At 64.3% G+C, this 21,838-nt stretch carries 18 protein-coding genes and 4 tRNA genes; 20 read left to right on the forward strand and 2 right to left on the reverse strand.

Going from position 1 to position 21,838, the window contains the following annotated elements; all coding sequences use genetic code 11:
- Positions 1 to 55 precede the first annotated feature (55 nt).
- The 19 genes from ACIOVF_RS20595 (at position 56) to ACIOVF_RS20685 (ending at position 17,895) form a co-directional block, all read left to right on the forward strand.
- Positions 56 to 820, forward strand: coding sequence for a class I SAM-dependent methyltransferase (locus tag ACIOVF_RS20595; RefSeq protein ID WP_093380612.1), 765 nt, complete (start codon positions 56 to 58; stop codon positions 818 to 820).
- A 53-nt stretch (positions 821 to 873) separates the two neighbouring features.
- A complete protein-coding gene (gene leuB / locus ACIOVF_RS20600) occupies positions 874 to 1,956 on the forward strand; it encodes a 3-isopropylmalate dehydrogenase (RefSeq protein WP_045195110.1) in 1,083 nt (360 codons plus the stop codon).
- A 68-nt stretch (positions 1,957 to 2,024) separates the two neighbouring features.
- Positions 2,025 to 3,137 (forward strand): aspartate-semialdehyde dehydrogenase, encoded by a 1,113-nt coding sequence (gene asd, locus ACIOVF_RS20605; protein ID WP_045195108.1) that lies wholly within the window; start codon positions 2,025 to 2,027, stop codon positions 3,135 to 3,137.
- A 232-nt stretch (positions 3,138 to 3,369) separates the two neighbouring features.
- Complete coding sequence (locus ACIOVF_RS20610) at positions 3,370 to 4,380, forward strand: aspartate-semialdehyde dehydrogenase (protein ID WP_401292120.1); 1,011 nt, start codon at positions 3,370 to 3,372, stop codon at positions 4,378 to 4,380.
- A 70-nt stretch (positions 4,381 to 4,450) separates the two neighbouring features.
- The gene (locus ACIOVF_RS20615) at positions 4,451 to 7,195 is read left to right on the forward strand and encodes a FimV/HubP family polar landmark protein (RefSeq protein ID WP_401292123.1); all 2,745 of its coding nucleotides are present in this window, start codon (positions 4,451 to 4,453) and stop codon (positions 7,193 to 7,195) included.
- 120 nt (positions 7,196 to 7,315) lie between these two features.
- Positions 7,316 to 8,140 carry a tRNA pseudouridine(38-40) synthase TruA gene (truA, locus tag ACIOVF_RS20620; protein ID WP_045195741.1) on the forward strand — a complete coding sequence of 275 codons (825 nt, stop codon included), beginning with the start codon at positions 7,316 to 7,318 and terminating at the stop codon, positions 8,138 to 8,140.
- 61 nt (positions 8,141 to 8,201) lie between these two features.
- Positions 8,202 to 8,822: a phosphoribosylanthranilate isomerase gene (locus ACIOVF_RS20625; RefSeq protein WP_258594416.1), complete on the forward strand. Its 621-nt coding sequence runs from the start codon at positions 8,202 to 8,204 to the stop codon at positions 8,820 to 8,822.
- A gap of 279 nt (positions 8,823 to 9,101) precedes the next feature.
- A complete protein-coding gene (accD, locus tag ACIOVF_RS20630; protein WP_045195100.1) occupies positions 9,102 to 10,022 on the forward strand; it encodes an acetyl-CoA carboxylase, carboxyltransferase subunit beta in 921 nt (306 codons plus the stop codon).
- A complete protein-coding gene (folC, locus tag ACIOVF_RS20635) occupies positions 10,019 to 11,326 on the forward strand; it encodes a bifunctional tetrahydrofolate synthase/dihydrofolate synthase (RefSeq protein WP_045195098.1) in 1,308 nt (435 codons plus the stop codon). The genes accD and folC overlap by 4 nt, the downstream gene beginning before the upstream one ends.
- Positions 11,310 to 11,978 carry an SPOR domain-containing protein gene (locus ACIOVF_RS20640; protein WP_401292128.1) on the forward strand — a complete coding sequence of 223 codons (669 nt, stop codon included), beginning with the start codon at positions 11,310 to 11,312 and terminating at the stop codon, positions 11,976 to 11,978. The genes folC and ACIOVF_RS20640 overlap by 17 nt, the downstream gene beginning before the upstream one ends.
- Positions 11,979 to 12,077: 99 nt before the next feature.
- Positions 12,078 to 12,632 carry a CvpA family protein gene (locus tag ACIOVF_RS20645; RefSeq protein WP_045195095.1) on the forward strand — a complete coding sequence of 185 codons (555 nt, stop codon included), beginning with the start codon at positions 12,078 to 12,080 and terminating at the stop codon, positions 12,630 to 12,632.
- Positions 12,633 to 12,673: 41 nt separating this feature from the next.
- Positions 12,674 to 14,179: an amidophosphoribosyltransferase gene (gene purF, locus ACIOVF_RS20650; protein WP_010223267.1), complete on the forward strand. Its 1,506-nt coding sequence runs from the start codon at positions 12,674 to 12,676 to the stop codon at positions 14,177 to 14,179.
- A gap of 15 nt (positions 14,180 to 14,194) precedes the next feature.
- On the forward strand, positions 14,195 to 15,406 hold the full coding sequence (locus ACIOVF_RS20655; protein ID WP_093380622.1) for an O-succinylhomoserine sulfhydrylase: 1,212 nt from the start codon (positions 14,195 to 14,197) through the stop codon (positions 15,404 to 15,406).
- 11 nt (positions 15,407 to 15,417) lie between these two features.
- The gene (locus ACIOVF_RS20660; RefSeq protein WP_174242333.1) at positions 15,418 to 16,176 is read left to right on the forward strand and encodes an SDR family oxidoreductase; all 759 of its coding nucleotides are present in this window, start codon (positions 15,418 to 15,420) and stop codon (positions 16,174 to 16,176) included.
- Between the two features lie 174 nt (positions 16,177 to 16,350).
- Positions 16,351 to 16,426: transfer RNA gene (locus ACIOVF_RS20665), tRNA-Val, on the forward strand.
- A gap of 76 nt (positions 16,427 to 16,502) precedes the next feature.
- A tRNA-Asp gene (locus tag ACIOVF_RS20670) sits at positions 16,503 to 16,579 on the forward strand.
- Between the two features lie 99 nt (positions 16,580 to 16,678).
- Positions 16,679 to 16,755, forward strand: a tRNA-Asp gene (locus tag ACIOVF_RS20675).
- A 111-nt stretch (positions 16,756 to 16,866) separates the two neighbouring features.
- Positions 16,867 to 16,943: transfer RNA gene (locus ACIOVF_RS20680), tRNA-Asp, on the forward strand.
- Positions 16,944 to 17,145: 202 nt separating this feature from the next.
- Positions 17,146 to 17,895 carry an SDR family oxidoreductase gene (locus ACIOVF_RS20685; RefSeq protein WP_401292132.1) on the forward strand — a complete coding sequence of 250 codons (750 nt, stop codon included), beginning with the start codon at positions 17,146 to 17,148 and terminating at the stop codon, positions 17,893 to 17,895.
- Positions 17,896 to 17,903: 8 nt separating this feature from the next.
- Here ACIOVF_RS20685 and ACIOVF_RS20690 read toward each other — a convergent pair whose 3' ends face one another.
- Entirely contained in the window at positions 17,904 to 19,457 is a 1,554-nt protein-coding gene (locus ACIOVF_RS20690) for a methyl-accepting chemotaxis protein (RefSeq protein WP_275559096.1), read from the reverse strand.
- 266 nt (positions 19,458 to 19,723) lie between these two features.
- Here ACIOVF_RS20690 and ACIOVF_RS20695 point away from each other — a divergent pair, with 266 nt between their 5' ends.
- Positions 19,724 to 20,593, forward strand: coding sequence for a DUF2242 domain-containing protein (locus tag ACIOVF_RS20695; RefSeq protein WP_045195085.1), 870 nt, complete (start codon positions 19,724 to 19,726; stop codon positions 20,591 to 20,593).
- A gap of 203 nt (positions 20,594 to 20,796) precedes the next feature.
- Here the strand turns inward: ACIOVF_RS20695 and ACIOVF_RS20700 are convergent, their stop codons facing one another.
- Complete coding sequence (locus ACIOVF_RS20700) at positions 20,797 to 21,837, reverse strand: AraC family transcriptional regulator (RefSeq protein WP_401292137.1); 1,041 nt, start codon at positions 21,835 to 21,837, stop codon at positions 20,797 to 20,799.
- Position 21,838 lies beyond the last annotated feature (1 nt).

Here is a 21,838-nt window from a genome sequence, read left to right on the forward strand (position 1 = left end):
ATCGCGGGGCAAGCCCGCTCCCACATGCCCCGCGATAAGGCCCCAGGAGATGCAGATGACCAGCACCACCCATAAGGACGTCGTCCAGCGCCAGTTCGGCGAACAGGCCAGTGCCTACCTGAGCAGCGCCGTGCATGCCCAGGGCAGCGAGTTCGCCCTGCTACAGGCCGAGCTTGCCGGCCAGGGCCGGGCACGCCTGCTGGACCTTGGCTGTGGCGCCGGCCATGTGAGTTTCCACGTTGCCCCGCTGGTGCGTGAAGTGGTGGCCTACGACCTGTCGCAGCAGATGCTCGACGTGGTCGCCGCCGCTGCCAGCGAACGTGGCTTCGAGAACATCGTCACCGAACGCGGCGCCGCCGAGCGCCTGCCGTTTGCCGATGCTTCGTTCGAATTCGTCTTCAGCCGCTATTCGGCGCACCACTGGAGCGACCTGGGCCTGGCGCTGCGGGAAGTGAAACGGGTGCTCAAGCCCGGCGGCGTGGCAGCCTTCATCGACGTCATGTCGCCGGGCAGCCCGTTGCTCGACACTTACCTGCAGAGCGTCGAGGTGCTGCGCGACACCAGCCATGTACGCGATTATTCGGCCAGCGAATGGCTGCAGCAGGTCAGCGAAGCCGGCCTGTTCACCCGCAGCCACAGCCGCCAGCGCCTGCGCCTGGAGTACAGCTCGTGGGTCGAGCGCATGCGCACCCCTGAAGTGATGCGTGGCGCCATCCGCCAATTGCAGCAGGCGATGGGCGAAGAAGTACGGCAGTATTACCAGATTGAAGCCGACGGCTCGTTCAGCACCGATGTCGTGGTGCTCTGGGCCGAACGCTAGGTTTTTTCCGGCAGGCCAACAGGGCGTGCCGCTTGAATTGAATAGAGGAAAGCATGAGCAAGCAGATTCTGATTCTTCCAGGTGATGGCATCGGTCCGGAAATCATGGCCGAGGCGGTCAAGGTGCTGGAACTGGCCAACGACAAGTTCCAGCTCGGTTTCAGCCTGGAGCACGACGTCATCGGCGGCGCCGCCATCGACAAGCACGGCGTGCCGCTGGCCGACCAGACCCTGGAACGCGCACGCAAGGCCGATGCCGTGCTGCTCGGCGCCGTTGGCGGGCCGAAGTGGGACAAGATCGAGCGCGACATTCGCCCTGAACGCGGCCTGCTGAAAATCCGCTCGCAACTGGGCCTGTTCGCCAACCTGCGTCCGGCGATTCTCTACCCGCAACTGGCCGACGCTTCGTCGCTCAAGCCAGAAATCGTCGCCGGCCTGGACATCCTCATCGTTCGCGAGCTGACCGGCGGCATCTATTTCGGCGCACCCCGCGGCACCCGCGAGCTGGAAGGCGGCGAGCGCCAGTCCTACGACACCCTGCCATACAGCGAGAGCGAAATCCGCCGTATCGCCCGGGTCGGTTTCGACATGGCCCGCGTGCGCGGTAAAAAACTCTGCTCGGTCGACAAGGCTAACGTCCTGGCCTCCAGCCAGCTGTGGCGCGAGATCGTCGAGGAAGTCGCCAAGGACTACCCGGACGTCGAACTCAGCCACATGTACGTCGACAACGCCGCCATGCAACTGGTGCGTGCGCCCAAGCAGTTCGACGTGATGGTCACCGACAACATGTTCGGCGACATCCTGTCGGATGAGGCTTCCATGCTCACCGGCTCCATTGGCATGCTGCCATCAGCGTCGCTGGATGCCGACAACAAGGGCATGTACGAGCCTTGCCACGGCTCGGCACCGGACATCGCCGGCCAGGGCATCGCCAACCCGCTGGCGACCATCTTGTCGGTGTCGATGATGCTGCGTTACAGCTTCAATCAGCAGGCGGCAGCCGAGGCCATTGAAAAGGCCGTCAGCCTGGTATTGGATCAGGGGCTGCGTACCGGCGACATCTGGTCGGACGGTTGCAGCAAGGTAGGTACGCAGGAAATGGGCGACGCAGTAGTCGCAGCGCTGCGGAATCTGTAATCTCTCGGGCCCGCTGCTGTTTTTCCTAGTGAAGCAGCGGCCCACTTTTTAGCAAAGGTGTAGTTGCGATGAAACGTGTAGGTCTGATCGGTTGGCGCGGTATGGTCGGTTCCGTGCTCATGCAGCGGATGCTGGAAGAGCAGGATTTTGATCTTATCGAGCCGGTGTTCTTCACCACCTCCAACGTCGGTGGCCAGGGTCCGGCAGTGGGCAAGGATATTGCTCCGCTCAAGGACGCTTACAGCATTGAAGAGCTCAAGACCCTCGATGTGATCCTGACCTGTCAGGGCGGCGACTACACCAACGAAGTCTTCCCCAAGCTGCGCGAAGCCGGCTGGCAGGGCTACTGGATCGACGCCGCCTCCAGCCTGCGCATGCAGGATGATGCGGTCATCGTTCTCGACCCGGTCAACCGCAAGGTCATCGACCAGCAGCTCGACGCCGGTACCAAGAACTACATCGGCGGCAACTGCACCGTCAGCCTGATGCTGATGGGCCTGGGCGGCCTGTTCGAAGCCGGCCTGGTCGAGTGGATGAGCGCCATGACCTACCAGGCAGCCTCCGGCGCCGGTGCGCAGAACATGCGCGAGCTGATTCGCCAGATGGGCGCGACCCACGCCGCGGTCGCCGATGACCTGGCCAACCCGGCCAGCGCCATCCTCGACATCGACCGCAAGGTTGCCGAGGCCATGCGCAGCGACGCCTACCCGACCGAGAACTTCGGCGTGCCGCTGGCCGGCAGCCTGATCCCGTGGATCGACAAAGAGCTGCCTAACGGCCAGAGCCGTGAAGAGTGGAAGGCCCAGGCCGAGACCAACAAGATCCTCGGCCGCTTCAAGAGCCCGATCCCGGTCGACGGCATCTGCGTGCGCATCGGCGCCATGCGTTGCCACAGCCAGGCACTGACCATCAAGCTGAACAAGGACGTGCCGATTGCCGATATCGAAGGCATGATCAGCCAGCACAACCCTTGGGTGAAACTGGTGCCGAACCAGCGTGAAATCAGCATGCAGGAGCTCAGCCCGACCAACGTCACCGGTACCCTGAACATTCCGGTGGGTCGCCTGCGCAAGCTGAACATGGGTTCCCAGTACCTGGGCGCCTTCACCGTTGGTGACCAGCTGCTGTGGGGCGCGGCCGAGCCGCTGCGGCGCATGCTGCGCATCCTCCTGGAGCGTTGATCGCCAGGCAGTGTTGAACCCAAGCCCGTGCTGGAAACAGTGCGGGCTTTTTTGTTGGCCCTCAAGCATCGCTGGCAAGCCAGCTCCCACAGGTTCGGTTTGTACAGACCCTTGTGGGAGCTGGCTTGCCAGCGATGCGCTGCATAAGCAGCGCCAGTAGCAGCAGGCACAAGACTGCAAGACGAAATCCAAGTAAAGTGCCGCTCCCGCCGTTTCAGCAGAGGATTTTTCCATGAGCCAGCCTATTGATATCGCCGTTATCGGTGCCACCGGTACTGTCGGTGAAACCCTCGTGCAGATCCTTGACGAGTGCGATTTCCCGGTCGGCACCCTGCACCTGCTGGCCAGCAACGAATCGGCGGGCAGCGGCGTGATGTTTCGCAGCAAGAGTCTGCGCGTGCGCGAGGTCGACAGCTTCGACTTCAGCAAGGTCAAGCTGGCCTTCTTCGCCGCCGGCCCGGCAGTGACCCGCAGCTTCGCGCCACGGGCCCAGGCGGCCGGTTGCGCAGTCATCGACCTGTCCGGCGGCTTGCCGGCCGAGCAGGCGCCAGCGGTGGTGCCGGAAGCCAACCCGGCAGTGCTCGACAGCCTCAAGGCGCCGCAGCAACTGAGCAGCCCAAGCGCCGCAGCGATTGCCCTGGCGGTAACCCTGGCGCCCCTTAAGGGCTTGCTGGAGCTTGAGCGCATTAATGTCACCGCATGCCTGGCGGTCTCGGCCCAGGGGCGCGAGGCGGTCAACGAGCTGGCCCGGCAGACCGCCGAGCTGCTCAACGCCCGCCCGCTGGAGCCGCGCTTCTTCGACCGGCAGATGGCCTTCAACCTGTTGGCCCAGGTCGGTGCCAGCGATGCTGACGGCCATGGCGCCCTTGAACGCCGCCTGGTCAGTGAGTTGCGCGAAGTGCTCGGCTTGCCTTCACTGAAGATTTCGGTGGCCTGCGTTCAAGTCCCGGTGTTTTTCGGCGATAGCTACAGTGTGTCCGTGCAAAGCCGCACGCCGGTCGACCTGGCGGCGGTCAACGCCGCACTGGAAGCCGCTGACAGCATCGAACTGGTGGAAGAGGGTGATTATCCGACGCCGGTGGGTGACGCAGTGGGCCAGGACGTGGTCTATGTTGGACGGGTACGGGGTGGAATCGACGAGGTTGAGCAGCTCAACCTCTGGCTGACCACCGACAATGTGCGCAAAGGTGCGGCCCTGAACGCGGTCCAGCTGGCGCAATTGTTGATAAAAGGCCTTGTGTAAAAGATACTTGCCGACAATTTGCTCCACTTGTTCTCGCTTGCCGGGGAAGGTTCATTCAAAGGAAGAGGTCATGCTTCGAATTCGCAAACTGGTCTTAGCAATAGCCGCGGCGTCGGCGCTGTCGTCCGGTATGGCGCATGCCCTCGGGTTGGGCGAGCTGACCTTGAAGTCAGCGCAGAACCAGCCCCTGGATGCCGAGATCGAACTGCTCGATGTCCGCGACCTGACCGCGGCCGAAGTAGCGCCGAGCCTGGCGCCGGCCGAAGAGTTCGCCAAGGCCGGTGTCGAGCGCCAGGCGTTTCTCAATGACCTGACCTTTACCACGGTGATCAACCCCAACGGCAAGAGCGTGTTGCGGGTGACCTCGAGCCAGCCGCTGCCGGCGCCGATGGTCAAGTTCCTGGTCCAGGTCATGTGGCCGAGCGGCCGCCTGCTGCGCGACTACAGCGTGCTGGTCGACCCGGCCAAGTTCAATACACCTGCCGGACAACCGGCGCCAGCTGGCGTAGCGCCTGCGGTAACCGCGGCCAACTACACCACCGTGCGTCGCGACACCCTGTGGGAAATCGCCTCGAAAGCCCGTCAGGGCGGGTCGGTGCAGCAGACCATGCTGGCCATTCAGGCGCTGAACCCGGATGCCTTCATCAACGGCAACATCAACCTGCTGAAAACCGGCCAGGTCTTGCGCCTGCCCGATCAACAGCAGATCACCAGTATTCCCCAGGCCCAGGCCGTTACCGAAGTGGCCGAGCAGTATGCTGCCTGGCGCGAAGGCCGGCGCCTGGGCCCGCGCGCACGCCAGCTGGACGCCACCCGGCGCAGCGGCACCGAGGCGGCGCCGGCACGTATCGCCAACCAGGACAACCTCAAGCTGGTCGCACCCGGCAGCAAAGGCGCTTCGGGCAGTAAAGGTCTCAACGACAAGCTGGCTGTGGCCCAGGAAAGCCTGGACACCAGCCGTCGTGACAACGAAGAACTGAAAAGTCGCATGGCCGACCTGCAGAGCCAGCTGGACAAACTGCAGCGCCTGATCGCGCTGAAGAACGACCAACTGGCCAAGCTTGAAGCCCAGGGCGCCGCTGGCGCGCCGGCGCCTGAAGCTGCCGCGGCCCAGCCGCCGGCCATTGCCGCCGAGTTGCAGCCGGCTCCTGCCGAACCGGTGGTCACCCCGGCACCGGCTGCGGTCGATACCGCACCGGTTGAACCGGCGCAGCCTGCTGCCGACCAGGCGCCGGCCGACTCGAACAAGATGCTCGACGATCTGCTCGGCAACCCGTTGTTGCTGGCGCTGATCGCCGGTTCCGCGTTGTTGGTGCTGTTGCTTCTGCTGCTGTTGCTGGCCCGCAAGCGCAAGGCCGACCAGGAAGCGGAAAAACACCTGCGCATGGCCCGCGCCCTGGCCGAAGAGGGCGAGCGCGCCCCAGACCTGGACCTGCCGCCAAGCAGCTTTGAAGGCCTGGATATCGCGCCGCCGAGCGTGACCCTGGCACCGGCAGTGGTCGCGGCATCTGCCGCCGCCGCCACAGCCGCCGCCTTGCCTGCCGAAGAGCCGGCGCCTGTGGTGGCGGAGCCAGCGCCGAGCAAGCCGGTGCAAGGCCCGATTGCCGCGCCATTGGTTGCTCCGGCGGCCAGCCCGGCAGCCCCGACCGGCGACGCTGTGCTCGACGAAGCAGAGTTGAGCATTGCCCGTGGTCGCCTCAATCACGCCGCCGAACTGCTCGAGCCTGCGGTTGCCGCAGCCCCTGAGCGCAGCGACCTGCGCCTGAAGCTGATGGAAGTCTATGCCCGCCAGGGCGATCGCGATGCCTTTGTCGGCCACGAGCGGCAGCTGATCGCCACCGGCCAGAACCATGCCGATGTCGAAGCCCTGAAAAACCGCTTCCCGGCCATGCTCGCCGTCGCGGCGGCGGGCGTCAGCGCGGCGGCGCTGGCGGCCGAACTGGATGCTCAGTATGTCCAGGAGCTGCTGCAGGACGAGGCGCCAGCCGAACCGGTGGCTGAAGCCGAGCCAGCCGTCGAGCCAGCCGTTGAGCCAGAAGCAGGGGCCGAGCCTGAACCTGAACCTGAACCTGAACCTGTGGTTGAAGAATCGCTGGCCGAGCCTGAGCCTGTTCCTGAAGACGACCTGGACAGTGCCTTCGACCTGAGCCTGGATGACGACCTGCAAGGCCTGGAGCTGGACGCGCCGCCACTGCTCGACGAGCCCTCGCTGGCTGTTGAAGCGCCACAAGCCGAAGCAGTCGCGAGCGAAGCCAGCCCGGCGCAACCGGACTTCGACGCCTTGCTCGCAGAGCATCTTGCCGAGCCTGAGCAGGCCCTGGACGACCTCGCCGATTTCGACCTCGACGTCGCTGGCGACGAGCCGGCGCTGGCGCCGAACAGCGAGACCGTCGATATCGCCGCAGAGCTGGCGGCGTTCGATGAAACCATGCCCGAGTTCGACCCGCTGAGCGAGCTGGACCTGCCGGAAGACTTCGACCTGTCGCTGTCGCTGGAGGACTCGCAGGCAGATAAAAACTTTGCCTCGGAGCTCGATGACGTCAACGCCGAACTCGACAAGCTGTCGCAAAGCCTGGAGCAGCCGTCGATCGAGCCGCACTTCAGCGAAGCGGACGCCGCGATCAGCGACGACCTCGACGATGATTTCGACTACCTCGGCGGCGCCGACGAAGTGGCCACCAAGCTCGACCTGGCCCGGGCCTATATCGACATGGGTGACCATGACGGCGCCCGCGACATTCTCGACGAAGTGCGCAAGGACGGCAGCGATGCCCAGCGCCAGGAAGCCGACGAGCTGCTCTCGCGCCTGGTCTGAGTTCACCCTGTGTAAAACCAACGGCAGCCCAAGTGGCTGCCGTTGTCGTTATAATTGCCGCCATCTGCTAAACCGACAGGCTGTATCCCCTTGGAAATCATTGATAACGCGGCTGCCGAAGTGGCCGCCGAAGGCTTCTTTCGTATCGCCCTGGGCGTTGAGTACAAAGGTTCGCGCTACCGCGGCTGGCAGCGCCAGGCCAGTGGCGTGGCAAGCGTGCAGCAAACCCTCGAAGAAGCCTTGTCGCGGGTGGCCGATTCGCCGGTCACCCTGCACTGTGCCGGGCGCACCGATGCCGGCGTGCATGCCTGCGGCCAGGTGGTGCATTTCGACACCCAGGCGGTGCGCAGCATGAAGGGCTGGACCATGGGCGCCAACATCAACCTGCCGCACGACATCAGCGTGTCCTGGGCCAAGCAGATGCCGGCGCACTTCCATGCGCGCTTCAAGGCCATTGCCCGGCGTTACCGCTACGTGATCTACAACGACCAGATCCGCCCGGCGCACCTGGGCGAAGAGGTGACCTGGAACCACCGGCCGCTGGACGCCGAGCGCATGGCCCTGGCCGCCGAGTACCTGGTCGGCACCCACGATTTCAGTGCCTTTCGCGCCGGCCAGTGCCAGGCCAAGTCGCCGGTCAAGAACCTCCATCACCTGCGTGTTAGCCGCCACGGCCAGATGATCGTCCTCGACATCCGCGCCAGTGCCTTCCTGCACCACATGGTGCGCAACATTGCCGGCGTGCTGATGACCATCGGCGCTGGCGAGCGCCCGCCGGAGTGGGCCCTGGAAGTGCTGCAAAGCCGAGAGCGGCGCGCCGGCGGGGTGACCGCGCATCCGTATGGGCTGTACCTGGTGCAGGTCGAGTACCACGACGAGTTCGAACTGCCCGAGCGTTACATCGGCCCACACTTCATTACCGGCTACGAGGCATTGACGGGCTGACGGCCCGCAAGCCATTTGCTAACATCCGGGACTTTCCGCTTTCTGCTGAGGTTCACAGGTCATGAGCGCCGTTCGCAGCAAAATCTGCGGCATTACCCGCATCGAGGATGCGCTGGCCGCAGCCGAGGCGGGCGCCGATGCCATCGGCCTGGTGTTCTATGCCAAGAGCCCGCGGGCGGTCGATGTGCAGCAGGCGCGGGCGATCATCGCCGCCTTGCCGCCGTTCGTCACCACCGTCGGCCTGTTCGTCAACGCCAGCCGTTGCGAGCTGACGGACATCCTCGAAGCGGTGCCGCTCGACCTGCTGCAGTTCCATGGCGATGAAACCCCGGCCGATTGCGCAGGTCACAACCGTCCATGGATCAAGGCCTTGCGGGTGCGCCCGGGCGACGACCTGGAGGCCAGCTGCAAGCGCTACAGCGGTGCCAGCGGCATTCTTCTCGATACCTACGTGGCCGGCGTGCCCGGCGGTACCGGCGAGGCGTTCGACTGGTCGCTGGTGCCTGCGCAACTGAGCAAGCCAATCATCCTCGCCGGCGGCCTGTCGCCGGATAACGTCGCCCAGGCCATTGCGCAGGTGCGGCCTTATGCGGTGGATGTCAGCGGCGGCGTGGAGCAGGCCAAGGGCATCAAGGACCCGGCGCGGATCGAGGCGTTTATCCGCGCGGTCAAGCAAGCGTGAAAGCGCTGCGTGCTGCGGATGTGACGGCTGGCCGCGCGCCATCGTCCATAGCTTTCGCAGCCCAGTGCTGCCGGATCGCGCCCATGGGCCGGTCGAAATTAGCGGGTGACGCCACGGGCGTCGCCCTTACAGGTTGACGAGGGTGCGGTATCGGGGTGGCTCGCTGCAGGCGGGCGCCGGAGCCGCATCCTCATCGCGTCATACACGAATTGAGCTCAAGGGCATACGCGCGAGCCGGCAGCCATAGCCTGCCGGTCGCCGCTACTGGAGAAAGAAAGCATGAGCAACTGGTTAGTAGACAAACTGATCCCTTCGATCATGCGTTCCGAGGTGAAGAAGAGTTCGGTCCCTGAAGGCCTGTGGCACAAGTGCCCGTCCTGCGAGGCCGTGCTGTATCGTCCGGAGCTGGAAAAGACCCTGGATGTCTGCCCTAAGTGCAACCATCACATGCGTATCGGCGCCCGCGCCCGTATCGACATCTTCCTCGATGCCGAAGGCCGCGCCGAGCTGGGCGCTGACCTGGAACCGGTCGACCGCCTGAAGTTTCGCGATGGCAAGAAGTACAAGGACCGCCTGACTGCTGCCCAGAAGCAGACCGGCGAGAAAGACGCACTGATCTCCATGAGCGGTACCCTGCTGGGCATGCCGATCGTGGTCAGCGCCTTCGAATTCTCCTTCATGGGTGGTTCGATGGGCGCCATCGTCGGCGAGCGTTTCGTCCGTGCCGCCAACTACGCCCTGGAAAACCGCTGCCCGATGGTCTGCTTCTCGGCCTCCGGTGGTGCGCGCATGCAGGAAGCGCTGATCTCGCTGATGCAGATGGCCAAGACCTCCGCAGTACTGGCACGCCTGCGCGAAGAAGGCATCCCGTTCATCTCGGTGCTGACCGATCCGGTCTACGGCGGCGTTTCTGCCAGCCTGGCGATGCTTGGTGATGTCATCGTCGGTGAGCCCAAGGCGCTGATCGGCTTTGCCGGCCCGCGGGTGATCGAGCAGACCGTACGCGAGAAGCTGCCAGAAGGCTTCCAGCGCAGCGAGTTCCTTCTGGAGCACGGCGCCATCGACATGATCATCCCGCGTCAGGAGCTGCGTCAGCGCCTGGGCAACCTGCTGGCCCAGATGATGGGCCTGCCGACGCCCACGTTCGTCGCCCCGGTGATCGAGCCGATCGTCGTGCCGCCGGCGCCTGCCACCGTATGACCCAACGTACCCTTGGCGACTGGCTCGCCTACCTCGAGCAGTTGCATCCGTCGGCCATCGACATGGGCCTGGAGCGTTCGCAACAGGTCGCTGCGCGGCTCGGGCTGGGCCAGCCGGCGCCACGGGTAATCACCGTGACCGGCACCAACGGCAAGGGTTCGACCTGCGCCTTCGTTGCCGCGTTGCTGCGCGCCCAGGGCCTCAAGGTCGGCGTCTACAGCTCGCCGCACCTGCTGCGCTACAACGAGCGGGTGCAGATCAACGGCGCTGAAGCCGGCGATGAGCAGCTGTGCGAAGCCTTCGCCGCGGTTGAAGCGGCCCGCGGCGACATCTCCCTGACCTACTTCGAAGCCGGTACCCTGGCGGCGTTCTGGCTGTTCAAGCAGGCGGCGCTCGACGCCGTGGTGCTCGAAGTCGGCCTGGGCGGACGCCTGGATACCGTCAACATCGTCGATGCCGACCTGGCGCTGGTCACCAGCATCGGCGTTGACCATGTCGACTACCTGGGCGACACCCGTGAGTTGGTGGCCTTCGAGAAGGCCGGGATCTTCCGCCAGGGCAAGCCGGCCCTGTGTGGTGACCTCAATCCGCCGCAGCCGTTGCTGGACAAGGCCCGTGCCCTGAACAGCCCGCTGTTTTTGCGCGGTCGCGATTTCGACCTGGCCAGCACTGACCAGTACTGGCAGTGGCGTGGGGTCAATGCCCGTGGCGAGGTGGTCGAGCTGCAGGATTTGCCGCTGCTCGACCTGCCGATGGAAAACGCCGCGTTGGCATTGCAGGCCTACCTGTTGCTCGACCTGCCGTGGGATGCCGGGCAGATTGCCGAGGCCCTGCGCAGCACGCGCATGGTCGGCCGCCTCGATCGGCGGGCCTTTATCTGGCAAGGCAAACCTTTGACTATCCTCATGGATGTCGGGCACAACCCGCATGCTGCCGAGTACCTGGCTCAGCGCCTGGCCACCCGGCCGCCGCAGGGCAAGCGCCTGGCGGTGTTCGGTTTGCTCGCCGACAAGGACCTCGACGGTGTGCTCAAGCCGCTGCAGCACCAGGTTCAGGCCTGGGCCGTGGCGCCGCTGGACACCGCCCGCAGCCGGCCGGCTGGCGAGTTGCAGGCGGCGCTGACGAACCTTGGCGCTGCGGTGCAGTCTTACCCCAGCGTCGCCGCCGCCCTGGAAGGGCAGTGCGCGCAGGCAACGGCGGATGACGAAATCCTGCTGTTCGGATCATTTTTCTGTGTCGGCGAAGCCCTGCAGTGGCTCGACCGGCAGGCCACGGAGGACGGGGCAAATGGCATTGCTGGATAAAGTGGTCAAGCAACGCATGGTCGGGGCGCTGGTGCTGGTGGCGCTGGCGGTGATCTTCCTGCCGATGCTGTTCTCGCGCGAAGACGAAATGCGCCAGGTGCGCGTCGAAGCCCCCGAGGCACCGGCTGCGCCGACCCTGCCGCAAGTGCAGGTAGAGCCGGTGCAGGTCCCCGAGCCGCAGGTAGTGCCTGAAGAGCCGCTGATCGTCGAGCAGCCTGCGGCACCGGTGCAGGCGCCAAGCACGCCGATTGCCCCGGCGCCAGCCGCCACGCCGCTGCCGACACCGGCCCCGGCCGCACCGGCTGTCGCGGCAAAACCGGCGACGCCGGCGCCCGCCAAGGTAGAAGCCAAGCCGGCAGCCACCGTCGCCGCTGCGACCAAGCCTGCTGCGGGCAAGATCGACGCCAATGGCCTGCCGGTCAGCTGGTCGATTCAGATGGCCAGCCTGGCCAACCGCGCCAGCGCCGACAACCTGCAGAAAACCCTGCGCAGCCAGGGCTACAACGCTTATATCCGTTCGGCCGAAGGCATGAACCGGGTGTATGTCGGACCGTTGATCGAGCGCGCCGAGGCCGAGCGCCTGCGCGATGTGATCAACCGCCAGCAGAAGCTCAAGGGCTTTGTCGTACGCTTCCAGCCCGAGCGCAGTTGAACCCTTGCCGCCCGGCCCGTACCGGGCGGTAAATCACTGCTTACCGACAGCCCGTTGCTCTGGTAAAATGCGCCGCCTTATCCGTTTGCAGGCAACACTGTGGCATTTACCTGGGTCGACTGGGCGATTCTCGCGATCATCGCCATTTCTTCGCTGATCAGTCTCAAGCGCGGCTTTGTCAAAGAGGCCTTGTCGCTGCTTACCTGGATCATCGCCGGTGCCGTGGCCTGGATGTTCGGTGGCTCGCTGTCGCAGTACCTGGAAGCTTATATCCAGACGCCTTCGGCCCGGGTCATCGCCGGATGCGCCATTCTTTTCGTCGCCACCCTGCTGGTGGGGGCCATGATCAACTTTCTCATCGGCGAGCTGATTCGCGTCACCGGGCTGTCCGGGACCGATCGCTTCCTGGGCATGGCCTTCGGCGCCGCCCGCGGGGCCTTGCTGGTGGTCGTGGCGGTCGGGCTGTTGAGCCTGGGGCCGGTACAACAGGATCAGTGGTGGCAGGAGTCTCGCCTCCTGCCACAATTTCTATTGGTGGCTGACTGGTCGAAAAACCTCATTCTGGGGTTCACCAGTCAGTGGCTAGCCAGCGGGATCAGCGCACCGGCTGATCTCCCGTTCCAGGAACAGCTGCTGGGGCCCAAAACGCCTTGAGCGCTTTTCAATCCAGTTTCATTAAGTAGGGGTTGCGTCGCATGTGTGGCATCGTCGGTATCGTCGGTAAGTCGAACGTCAATCAGGCGCTGTATGACGCGCTAACCGTCCTCCAGCACCGCGGCCAGGACGCTGCCGGTATTGTGACCAGCCATGATGGCCGGTTATTCCTGCGCAAGGACAACGGCCTGGTCCGTGACGTATTCCAGCAGCGCCATATGCAGCGCCTGGTCGGTCACATGGGTATCGGCCACGTGCGCTACCCGACCGCGGGCAGCTCGACCTCGGCCGAGGCCCAGCCGTTCTATGTCAACTCGCCCTACGGCATCACCCTGGCGCACAACGGCAACCTGACCAACGTCGAACAGCTGGCCAAGGAGATCTACGAGTCCGACCTGCGCCACGTCAACACCAGTTCCGACTCGGAAGTGCTGCTCAACGTCTTCGCCCATGAGCTGGCGGTGCGTGGCAAGCTGCAACCGACCGAAGAAGACGTGTTCGCCGCGGTCACTGACGTGCACAACCGTTGCGTTGGCGGTTACGCGGTGGTGGCTATGATCACCGGCTACGGCATCGTCGGTTTCCGCGATCCCAACGGTATCCGCCCGATCGTCTTCGGCCAGCGTCACACCGACGAAGGCGTCGAGTACATGATCGCTTCCGAAAGCGTCTCTCTGGACGTGCTGGGCTTCACCCTGATCCGTGACCTGGCGCCAGGCGAAGCGGTGTACATCACTGAAGAGGGCAAGCTGCACACCCGTCAGTGCGCGACCAACCCGCAACTGTCGCCGTGCATCTTCGAACACGTCTACCTGGCCCGCCCTGACTCGATCATCGACGGCGTCTCGGTGTACAAGGCGCGCCTGCGCATGGGCGAGAAGCTGGCCGAGAAGATCCAGCGCGAGCGTCCTGACCACGACATCGACGTGGTCATCCCGATTCCCGACACCAGCCGCACCGCAGCGCTGGAGCTGGCCAACCACCTGGGCGTCAAGTTCCGCGAAGGCTTCGTCAAGAACCGCTACATCGGCCGTACCTTCATCATGCCCGGCCAGGCCGCGCGCAAGAAATCGGTACGCCAGAAACTCAACGCCATCGAGCTGGAGTTCCGCGGCAAGAACGTGATGCTGGTCGACGACTCGATCGTGCGCGGTACCACCTGCAAGCAGATCATCCAGATGGCCCGCGAAGCCGGCGCGAAAAACGTCTACTTCTGCTCGGCCGCCCCGGCGGTGCGCTTCCCTAACGTCTACGGCATCGACATGCCGAGTGCCCACGAGCTGATCGCGCACAACCGCAGCACCCAGGATGTCGCCGAACTGATCGGCGCCGACTGGCTGGTCTACCAGGACCTGCCGGACCTGATCGAAGCGGTCGGCGGTGGCAAGATCAAGATCGAGCATTTCGATTGCGCGGTGTTCGACGGCAAGTACGTCACCGGCGACATCGACGAAGCCTACCTGGACAAGATCGAGCAGGCGCGCAACGACGCCTCCAAGGTCAAGAACCAGGCGGTCAGCGCGATCATCGACCTCTACAACAACTAAGTTAGGAGCAGCGGCATGACACAGGAATGGGATGCCGGGCGCCTGGACAGCGACCTCGAAGGGGTCGCTTTCGACACGCTGGCGGTACGCGCCGGCCAGCATCGCACGCCGGAAGGTGAGCACAGCGATCCGCTGTTCTTCACCTCCAGCTATGTGTTCCGTACGGCGGCCGATGCCGCCGCGCGGTTCGCCGGCGAGGTTCCAGGCAACGTCTATTCACGCTACACCAACCCCACCGTACGCGCGTTCGAAGAGCGCATCGCCGCCCTCGAAGGCGCCGAGCAGGCGGTTGCCACCTCCACCGGCATGTCGGCGATTCTCTCGACCGTCATGGCCCTGTGCAGCGCCGGCGACCATGTGCTGGTGTCGCAGAGCGTCTTCGGTTCGACCATCAGCCTGTTCGAGAAGTACTTCAAGCGTTTCGGCGTGCAGGTCGACTACGTGCCGCTGACCGACCTGGCCGGCTGGGACCAGGCGATCAAGGCCAACACCAAGCTGCTGTTCGTCGAGTCACCGTCCAACCCGTTGGCGGAGCTTGTGGATATTGCTGCCCTGGCTGAAATCGCCCATGCCAAGGGCGCGCAGCTGGTGGTCGACAACTGCTTCAGCACCCCGGCCTTGCAGCAGCCGCTGAAGCTGGGCGCCGACATTGTCGTGCATTCGGCGACCAAGTTCATCGACGGTCAGGGCCGTTGTATGGGCGGCGTGGTTGCCGGGCGCAGCGAGCAGATGAAAGAAGTGGTGGGCTTTCTGCGCACCGCCGGGCCGTCCCTGAGCCCGTTCAACGCCTGGATCTTCCTCAAGGGCCTTGAGACCCTCAACCTGCGCATGCGCGCCCACTGCGCCAATGCCCAGGCGCTGGCCGAATGGCTGGAGCAGCAGGACGGCATCGACAAGGTCCACTACGCGGGCCTGCACAGCCATCCGCAGCACGAGCTGGCCAAGCAGCAGATGAGCGGCTTCGGTGCAGTGGTGAGCTTTGAGGTCAAGGGCGGCAAAGAGGGCGCCTGGCGCTTCATCGATGCCACCCGGCTGATTTCGATCACCGCCAACCTGGGTGACAGCAAGACCACCATCACCCACCCAGGCACCACCTCCCACGGCCGCCTGTCGCCGCAGGAGCGTGAGGCCGCCGGCATTCGCGACAGCCTGATCCGGGTTGCCGTGGGGCTGGAAGACGTCGCTGACCTCAAGGCCGACCTGGCCCGCGGGCTGGCGGCACTGTGATCGACTGGTCGGTGGGCGACAGCAGCCATAACGGCCGCGTCGCCCTGGTCACCGGCGCGGCGCGGGGCATCGGCCTGGGCATTGCCGCCTGGCTGATCAGCGAAGGCTGGCAGGTGGTGCTCACCGACCTCGACCGGGCTCGTGGCGCGAAAGTGGCCAAGGTGCTGGGTGACAACGCCTGGTTCGTCGGCATGGATGTCGCCGACGAAGCCCAGGTAATGACCGGCGTGGCCGAAGTGCTGGGCCAGTTTGGCCGGCTCGACGCCCTGGTATGCAACGCGGCGATTGCCGACCCGCACAATACCACCCTCGAAAGCCTGAGCCTGGCCCACTGGAACCGGGTGCTGGCGGTCAACCTCGGCGGCCCGATGCTGCTGGCCAAGCACTGTGCGCCTTACCTGCGCGCCCATTGCGGGGCGATCGTCAACCTGGCGTCAACGCGCGCCGGGCAATCGGAGCCCGACACCGAGGCCTATGCCGCGAGCAAGGGCGGGCTGCTGGCCCTGACCCATGCCCTGGCCATGAGCCTGGGCCCGGAGATTCGCGTCAACGCCGTCAGCCCCGGCTGGATCGACGCCCGTGATCCAGCCCAGCGCCGTGCCGAACCCCTGACCGAAGCCGACCATGCCCAGCATCCGGCGGGCAGGGTAGGGACGGTAGAAGACGTGGCGGCGATGGTGGCCTGGTTGCTGTCGCGCAACGCCGGCTTCGTCACCGGCCAGGAATTCGTGGTCGACGGCGGCATGACCAAGAAGATGATTTATCGGTAGCGGCAAGCGACAAGCTTCAAGCGGCAAGATGTCCGCGTTGTGATTTTGCTTTTTCTTGTAGCTTGCAGCTTGAACCTTGAAGCTGTTTTTTCCACCCCCGTGAAAAAAACTTCAATCAGGCTATTGACTTAGGTTCGATACCTGCGTAAATTTCGCCACCTCAGCGAAGCACACGGGTGATTAGCTCAGCCGGGAGAGCATCTGCCTTACAAGCAGAGGGTCGGCGGTTCGATCCCGTCATCACCCACCACTTCCTGAGATGTTCCTGACCCGACACTTTCGCAAGAAGGTGTTACCAGAGAGGAACCGGACGCAAGTCCATATGCGCAGCGGTAGTTCAGTCGGTTAGAATACCGGCCTGTCACGCCGGGGGTCGCGGGTTCGAGTCCCGTCCGCTGCGCCACTTTTCTCCAGATCGGTTTAACGACCGGTTTGAGGTTCCAGGGCCAAACAGCCTTGTAGCCAGATCCCAGTTTCAAGCGGGCGCAAGCCTGTACGATACGCAGCGGTAGTTCAGTCGGTTAGAATACCGGCCTGTCACGCCGGGGGTCGCGGGTTCGAGTCCCGTCCGCTGCGCCATCTTCGCTTCGAGGCCCTTGAACTCCTCGAAGCAACAAAGAGAGCGACCTGAGGTTGCTTTTTTTGTGCCCGGGATTTGCAGCCTTTGCGCAGCCCGGGTGAGCACGACACGCAGCGGTAGTTCAGTCGGTTAGAATACCGGCCTGTCACGCCGGGGGTCGCGGGTTCGAGTCCCGTCCGCTGCGCCATATTGCAGTACCAGAGAAAGCGACCTTCGGGTCGCTTTTTTTGTGCCGAAATTTTGGCACCGTGGTGCGGCCATCGCCGGCAAGGCCGGCTCCCATTCTGTGGGAGCGGGCTTGCCCCGCGATGCTTTTCAGGCCTGCTTGGTCTGCATCCAGTCCGCACAAGCGGTATGCTAGCGCCTCAAGTCTTCCACTGAGGTTCAGGATGAACAATCTTCAAGACTCGATCGCGGTCATCACCGGTGCCGGACGCGGCCTGGGTGCCGCGTTGGCCATCTCCCTGGCCGACGCTGGTTGTAAGGTGGTGCTCTGTGGCCGCAACGAAGCAGCCCTGGCCCAAGTCGCTGCCACGATCGAAACCCGCACCGCTCAACTGCCATTGACTGTCCAGGTCGATCTCGCCGACAGCGCCAGCGTTACCCAGGCAACGCAGGCCATCAGCCAGCGCTTCCCCACTATCGATCTGCTGATCAACAACGGCGCCATGTGGCTGGAGCACAACGAGGCAGGTTATTCCCCTGAAGACATCCACGGCGTGATCAACGCTGCGGTCACCGGCACTTTCCTCTTCACCCAGGGCTTGCTGGCCTCTCTGCGCCGCTCTCAGCGCCCGGACATCGTCACCATAGGCTCGATCAGCGCGCTGCCCAATGCCGCCTTGCACAGCGTCTCAGTGCCGTTCTACGCCGCCAAGCACGCCCAGCGTGCGCTGGCAGAGGGGTTGCGTCAGCAACTGGCCGGTACGCCGATCCGTTCGCTGTGCGTGCACCCGCCGTACCTGGACGACATCTGCCCGACGCAACCGGCCTGGGAGGCCGCCGCCCAACGCCAGAAAGGCGAGCGCGGCACCAACCGTGACGTGGTCGAGGCCGTGCTGTTTGCCGTGACCCGGCCGCGGCATGTGAGCCTGTCGTCGATCGTTATCGACAGCGACGACGGCGGCCTGTTCGGCTGACTTACCGGTTACACCCGAAAGCGCGCCACCAGCTGTTGCAGTTCACTGCCCAGGCGCGCCAGTTCCACCGACGAAGCCGCCGTCTGCTGAGACGCGGTGGACGACTGTTCGGCAACGTCGCGCACGCTGAGCACACTGCGGTTGATCGATTCGGCGACGCTGCTCTGCTGTTCGGCGGCGGTGGCGATCTGCAGGTTCATGGTCTGGATGCCGGTCACGGTCTGGGTGATGGCCTGCAGCTCGATACCGACCTGGTTGGCCAATTCCACAGTACCGCCGACCTGTTGCTGGTTGGCGTGCATCATTTCGGCGGCTTTCTGCGCGCCTTGTTGCAACGACAGAATCAGCGTCTCGATCTGCGCTGTTGATTGCTGTGTGCGCTGGGCCAGCCCGCGCACTTCATCGGCGACCACGGCAAAGCCGCGCCCGGCCTCACCCGCGCGCGCCGCCTCGATGGCGGCGTTGAGGGCCAGCAGGTTGGTCTGTTCGGCAATGGCGTTGATCACCGTCATCACGGTGCCGATGCGCTCGCTTTCTTCCGACAATTGGCTGACCGCACTGGCGCAATTGCCGATGTCGTCGGCCAGCTGGCCGATCTGGCTCAGGGCCTGCTGCACTACGCGGTTGCCCTGTTTGGCCTGGCTGTCGGCCTGGTGCGTGGCTTCGCTGGCTTCTTCTGCGTTACGCGCGACTTCCTGGACGGTGGCAACCATCTCGCTCATTGCCGTGGCCACCTGGTCGGTTTCGACCTTCTGGCTGGTGATGCCGGCGCTGGTCTGTTCAGTGATGGTCGACAGCTCCTCGGCGGCGGTCGACAGCTGGCGGGTGACATGCCCGGCCTGGCCAAGCATCTCGCGCAGGTTCTCGCCGCTTTGCGCCAGCGCCTGCAACAGCTGGCCGAACTCGTCGCGGCGCGGTTCGCTGGCAGTGTTGGTGAGGTCGCCTTGGCCAATGCGCCGGGCAATTTCCACCGCCTGGCGCAGTGGCTGGGTGACCTGGCGGATGATCAGCGCACTGATCAGCACGCCCAGCACCAGGGCTGCGAACAGCAAGCCCAGCATCAGGCTGCGGCTGTCGCTGGATTCCTCGGTGCTCTTCTGGTTCTGCAGGGTGATCAACTGGTTGATCGCCTCCAGGCCCTGATGCACGGTCTGCAGCAACTGGTCATGCAGCTTGCTCTGCAGCAGGGTGCCGCCGCTGGCCGCCTTGAGTTGCTCGAACTGTTGCAGGTACTGCTTGAGATCATCGCCAGTGGCCTTGAGCAGGCGCTGCGAGTCGGCATCGGGCAGGGCGCCGAGGTTTTCCTCGACCAGGCGGCTGGCCTCCTGGTGGGCCTGTACCAGCTGGCTGGCGAAGCTGCCTTCGCGGCGTTGCTCGAAGCTCAGCTGGGCGGCGCGCATTTCATTGAGGTTGTCGAGGATGTAGTTGACCGACACCAGGCGATCGGCGCGCTGGGTCAGGGTGTTCAAGCTGTTGATGGCGGTAATGGCGAGTAGCACCATCAGTACCAGAATGGGCGCAAAGCCAAGCAGCAACTTGATTTTCACAGATAGGTTTTTCACCGAGATAACTCCTGTCGACCGGTAGGCGGTGATGGCTAGTTGCCAGCGTAGTCGTAGAATGGGCAGGGCAAAAGTCGGATGGGTCCGATCTGTTCGTAGGGTTCGAGCGAAGGATTTGTGGGTTTATCGACCAATGGTCAAACCCCGGCATCAGGGGCGATCACTGGCCCCTTGTATGAATTTTCTGCGGTGATTGCCCGCCTGTGGTTTCAGCATTCCGTCGATGTGTTGCACAATAGGCGCCGACCGTTTCCTCAGGATTTGCAATGTCAAAGTCAACCGTCTGCGGTGCGCTCGGGCTGGCCCTTGTGCTGGCGGGTGTTTCCGGCTGTTCTTCGAAGAAAGCTGCCATTTACGAACACGAGAATTTCGACGACTCGGGTACCTTCTCGCGCAGCTTTGCGGTGAGTGAAGCCGGTACCTGCGAAGCGGCGCGCCGTGCCTTGCTCAGCCAGGGCTATATCATCACCAGCAGCGACGCTGGCCAGGTCAATGGCAACAAGAGCTTCCAGCAGACTGGCGATTCGCACCTGCAGATCAGCTTCAACGTGGTCTGTGCCCGCGACAGCGGCGACGAGCAGCGCTCGACCATGTTCGCCAACGCCCTGCAGGATCGCTATGCGCTGAAAAAATCCAACACCTCGGCCAGCCTCGGCGTTGGCGTGCTGGGTTCGGTGTCGATGCCGATCGGCTCCAGTGACGATTCGATGGTCAAGGTTGCCAGCGAGACCGTGACCTCGGCCAAGTTCTACGAGCGTTACTTCGCCCTGGTGGAAAGTTTCCTGCCCAAGGAAACCAAGAAGAAGGCTGAGGCAAAGCCTGCAGCCAAGCCAGCGGTGGAGCTGGGTGTGCCCGAGACCGCGCCGGCAGCACCAGCGGCCGCCCTGGCTCCGGCTCCGGTTGAAGCACCAGCGGCTGCAGCGGCTGGCGTACCGGTCAGCGAACCGTCGCCGGCCCCGGCTGCCGAAGTGCCGGCCGCGCCGGTGGTGGATGACAGCAGTAGCTCGCAGCCGGTGCCGCCGCCCGCCGAAGCTGCGCCGATCAGCGTCCAGGACAGCAGCACACCGGCACCCGTAGAGCCGACCCCGACCATCGCCCCGGTAGCACCGGCCAGCAGCGAGCAGGCGCCGCTGTAAATTCGCCCGTCTCTGCTACGTTGTTTTGATAAGCGTCATTGTCATTTTTCTTTCATCGCGGCACTTTAGGCTCGTTGATGAATCAATGACATGAATGAGAAACAACGGAGCAGACGATGGACGACTATCAAGAAGAACTACTCGAATACCGCGCCATTGAGCTCGACCCGGTCGAGCCGGCCGAAGACGCTACCGAGCTGTAATCAGCCGGTACGCCGCTGGCTGCGGCGAAACTCGCCCGGGGTGATGCCGTTCCAGCGCTTGAACGCACGCTGAAACGCCTCCGCCGAGGCAAACCCGAGCAAGTAGGCAATCTCGCCAAAGGCCAGTTCCGTGTCACGGATATAGGTCATGGCCAGATCGCGCCGGGTATCGTTGAGGATGGCGCGAAACTGCGTGCCTTCCTCGGCCAGCTTGCGCCGCAGGGTCCAGGTCGGCAATTGCAGGTGCCTGGCCACTTCCTCCAGATCCGGTTCCCGTCCGCCATTCAATAGTGGCCCCAGCAGGTGGGCGATGCGCTCGCCCAGGCTGCGTATCCGCGTGCGTTGCTCAAGCTCGGCCTCACACAGCTGCAGCAGGTGCTGCCAGGTGCTTGGGCAGTGCGCCGGGTTGCGCAGGGCCAGGTTGGCGCGGCTCAGGCGCAGTTGATTGGTGGCGGCGCCAAACTGCACCGGGTTGCAGCTCAATGCCTGGTAGTGGGCGGCGTAGGCGGGCGCCTCGAACTCGATCTCGACCCGTTCGGCCAGCAGCATCGTACCCGCCAGGCTCGACAGCTGCGCCAGCCAGCCGGCCAGCAGCGAATCCACCACGAAGCGGTTATAGGCGTTGTACGGGCTGATCGAATAGAACCGTAGCCAGGCGCCGCTGCTGTCTTCATGAAAGCTTGAGTGCCCGCGGTAGTTGGCCGCGTACAGTGGCTCGAAGCGCAACAAGGTGCGCGCCGCTTCGCCCACGGTGGGTGCTTGTGCCGCAGTGACGCCGGCCAGGCCGGCCTGGCCCAGGCGGCTGATGTGGCCCATGTGCAGGCCCAGGGCCGGGTCGCCGGTCAGTTCGATGGCGGCATGGCCCAGGTGCATATAGCGCGGGATCGACAGGCGCGCGCCGGCTTCGGCCAGGCGCACTGGCTCCAGGCCGTAGCGGGCGAGCAGGGCCGTAGGATCGATGCCGCGTTGCTGCAGGGTTTCGCTCAGCGGCTGGATAAAACCGACCGAAAGGTCGCCCAGGCGCACGCGGGGACGGTTCATG

Source organism: Pseudomonas sp. NPDC087612 (assembly GCF_044743505.1).
Taxonomy (GTDB): Bacteria; Pseudomonadota; Gammaproteobacteria; order Pseudomonadales; family Pseudomonadaceae; genus Aquipseudomonas.

Excerpts from the sequence above, each read along its gene's own strand:
- ACIOVF_RS20615 (WP_401292123.1), top strand. The coding sequence starts at position 4,451 with ATGCTTCGAATTCGCAAACTGGTCTTAGCAATAGCCGCGGCGTCGGCG.
- ACIOVF_RS20655 (WP_093380622.1), top strand. The coding sequence starts at position 14,195 with ATGACACAGGAATGGGATGCCGGGCGCCTGGACAGCGACCTCGAAGGG.
- ACIOVF_RS20640 (WP_401292128.1), top strand. The coding sequence starts at position 11,310 with ATGGCATTGCTGGATAAAGTGGTCAAGCAACGCATGGTCGGGGCGCTG.
- leuB (WP_045195110.1), top strand. The coding sequence starts at position 874 with ATGAGCAAGCAGATTCTGATTCTTCCAGGTGATGGCATCGGTCCGGAA.
- ACIOVF_RS20625 (WP_258594416.1), top strand. The coding sequence starts at position 8,202 with ATGAGCGCCGTTCGCAGCAAAATCTGCGGCATTACCCGCATCGAGGAT.
- asd (WP_045195108.1), top strand. The coding sequence starts at position 2,025 with ATGAAACGTGTAGGTCTGATCGGTTGGCGCGGTATGGTCGGTTCCGTG.
- ACIOVF_RS20700 (WP_401292137.1), bottom strand. The coding sequence starts at position 21,837 with ATGAACCGTCCCCGCGTGCGCCTGGGCGACCTTTCGGTCGGTTTTATC.
- ACIOVF_RS20685 (WP_401292132.1), top strand. The coding sequence starts at position 17,146 with ATGAACAATCTTCAAGACTCGATCGCGGTCATCACCGGTGCCGGACGC.
- ACIOVF_RS20695 (WP_045195085.1), top strand. The coding sequence starts at position 19,724 with ATGTCAAAGTCAACCGTCTGCGGTGCGCTCGGGCTGGCCCTTGTGCTG.
- purF (WP_010223267.1), top strand. The coding sequence starts at position 12,674 with ATGTGTGGCATCGTCGGTATCGTCGGTAAGTCGAACGTCAATCAGGCG.
- folC (WP_045195098.1), top strand. The coding sequence starts at position 10,019 with ATGACCCAACGTACCCTTGGCGACTGGCTCGCCTACCTCGAGCAGTTG.
- ACIOVF_RS20610 (WP_401292120.1), top strand. The coding sequence starts at position 3,370 with ATGAGCCAGCCTATTGATATCGCCGTTATCGGTGCCACCGGTACTGTC.
- ACIOVF_RS20595 (WP_093380612.1), top strand. The coding sequence starts at position 56 with ATGACCAGCACCACCCATAAGGACGTCGTCCAGCGCCAGTTCGGCGAA.
- accD (WP_045195100.1), top strand. The coding sequence starts at position 9,102 with ATGAGCAACTGGTTAGTAGACAAACTGATCCCTTCGATCATGCGTTCC.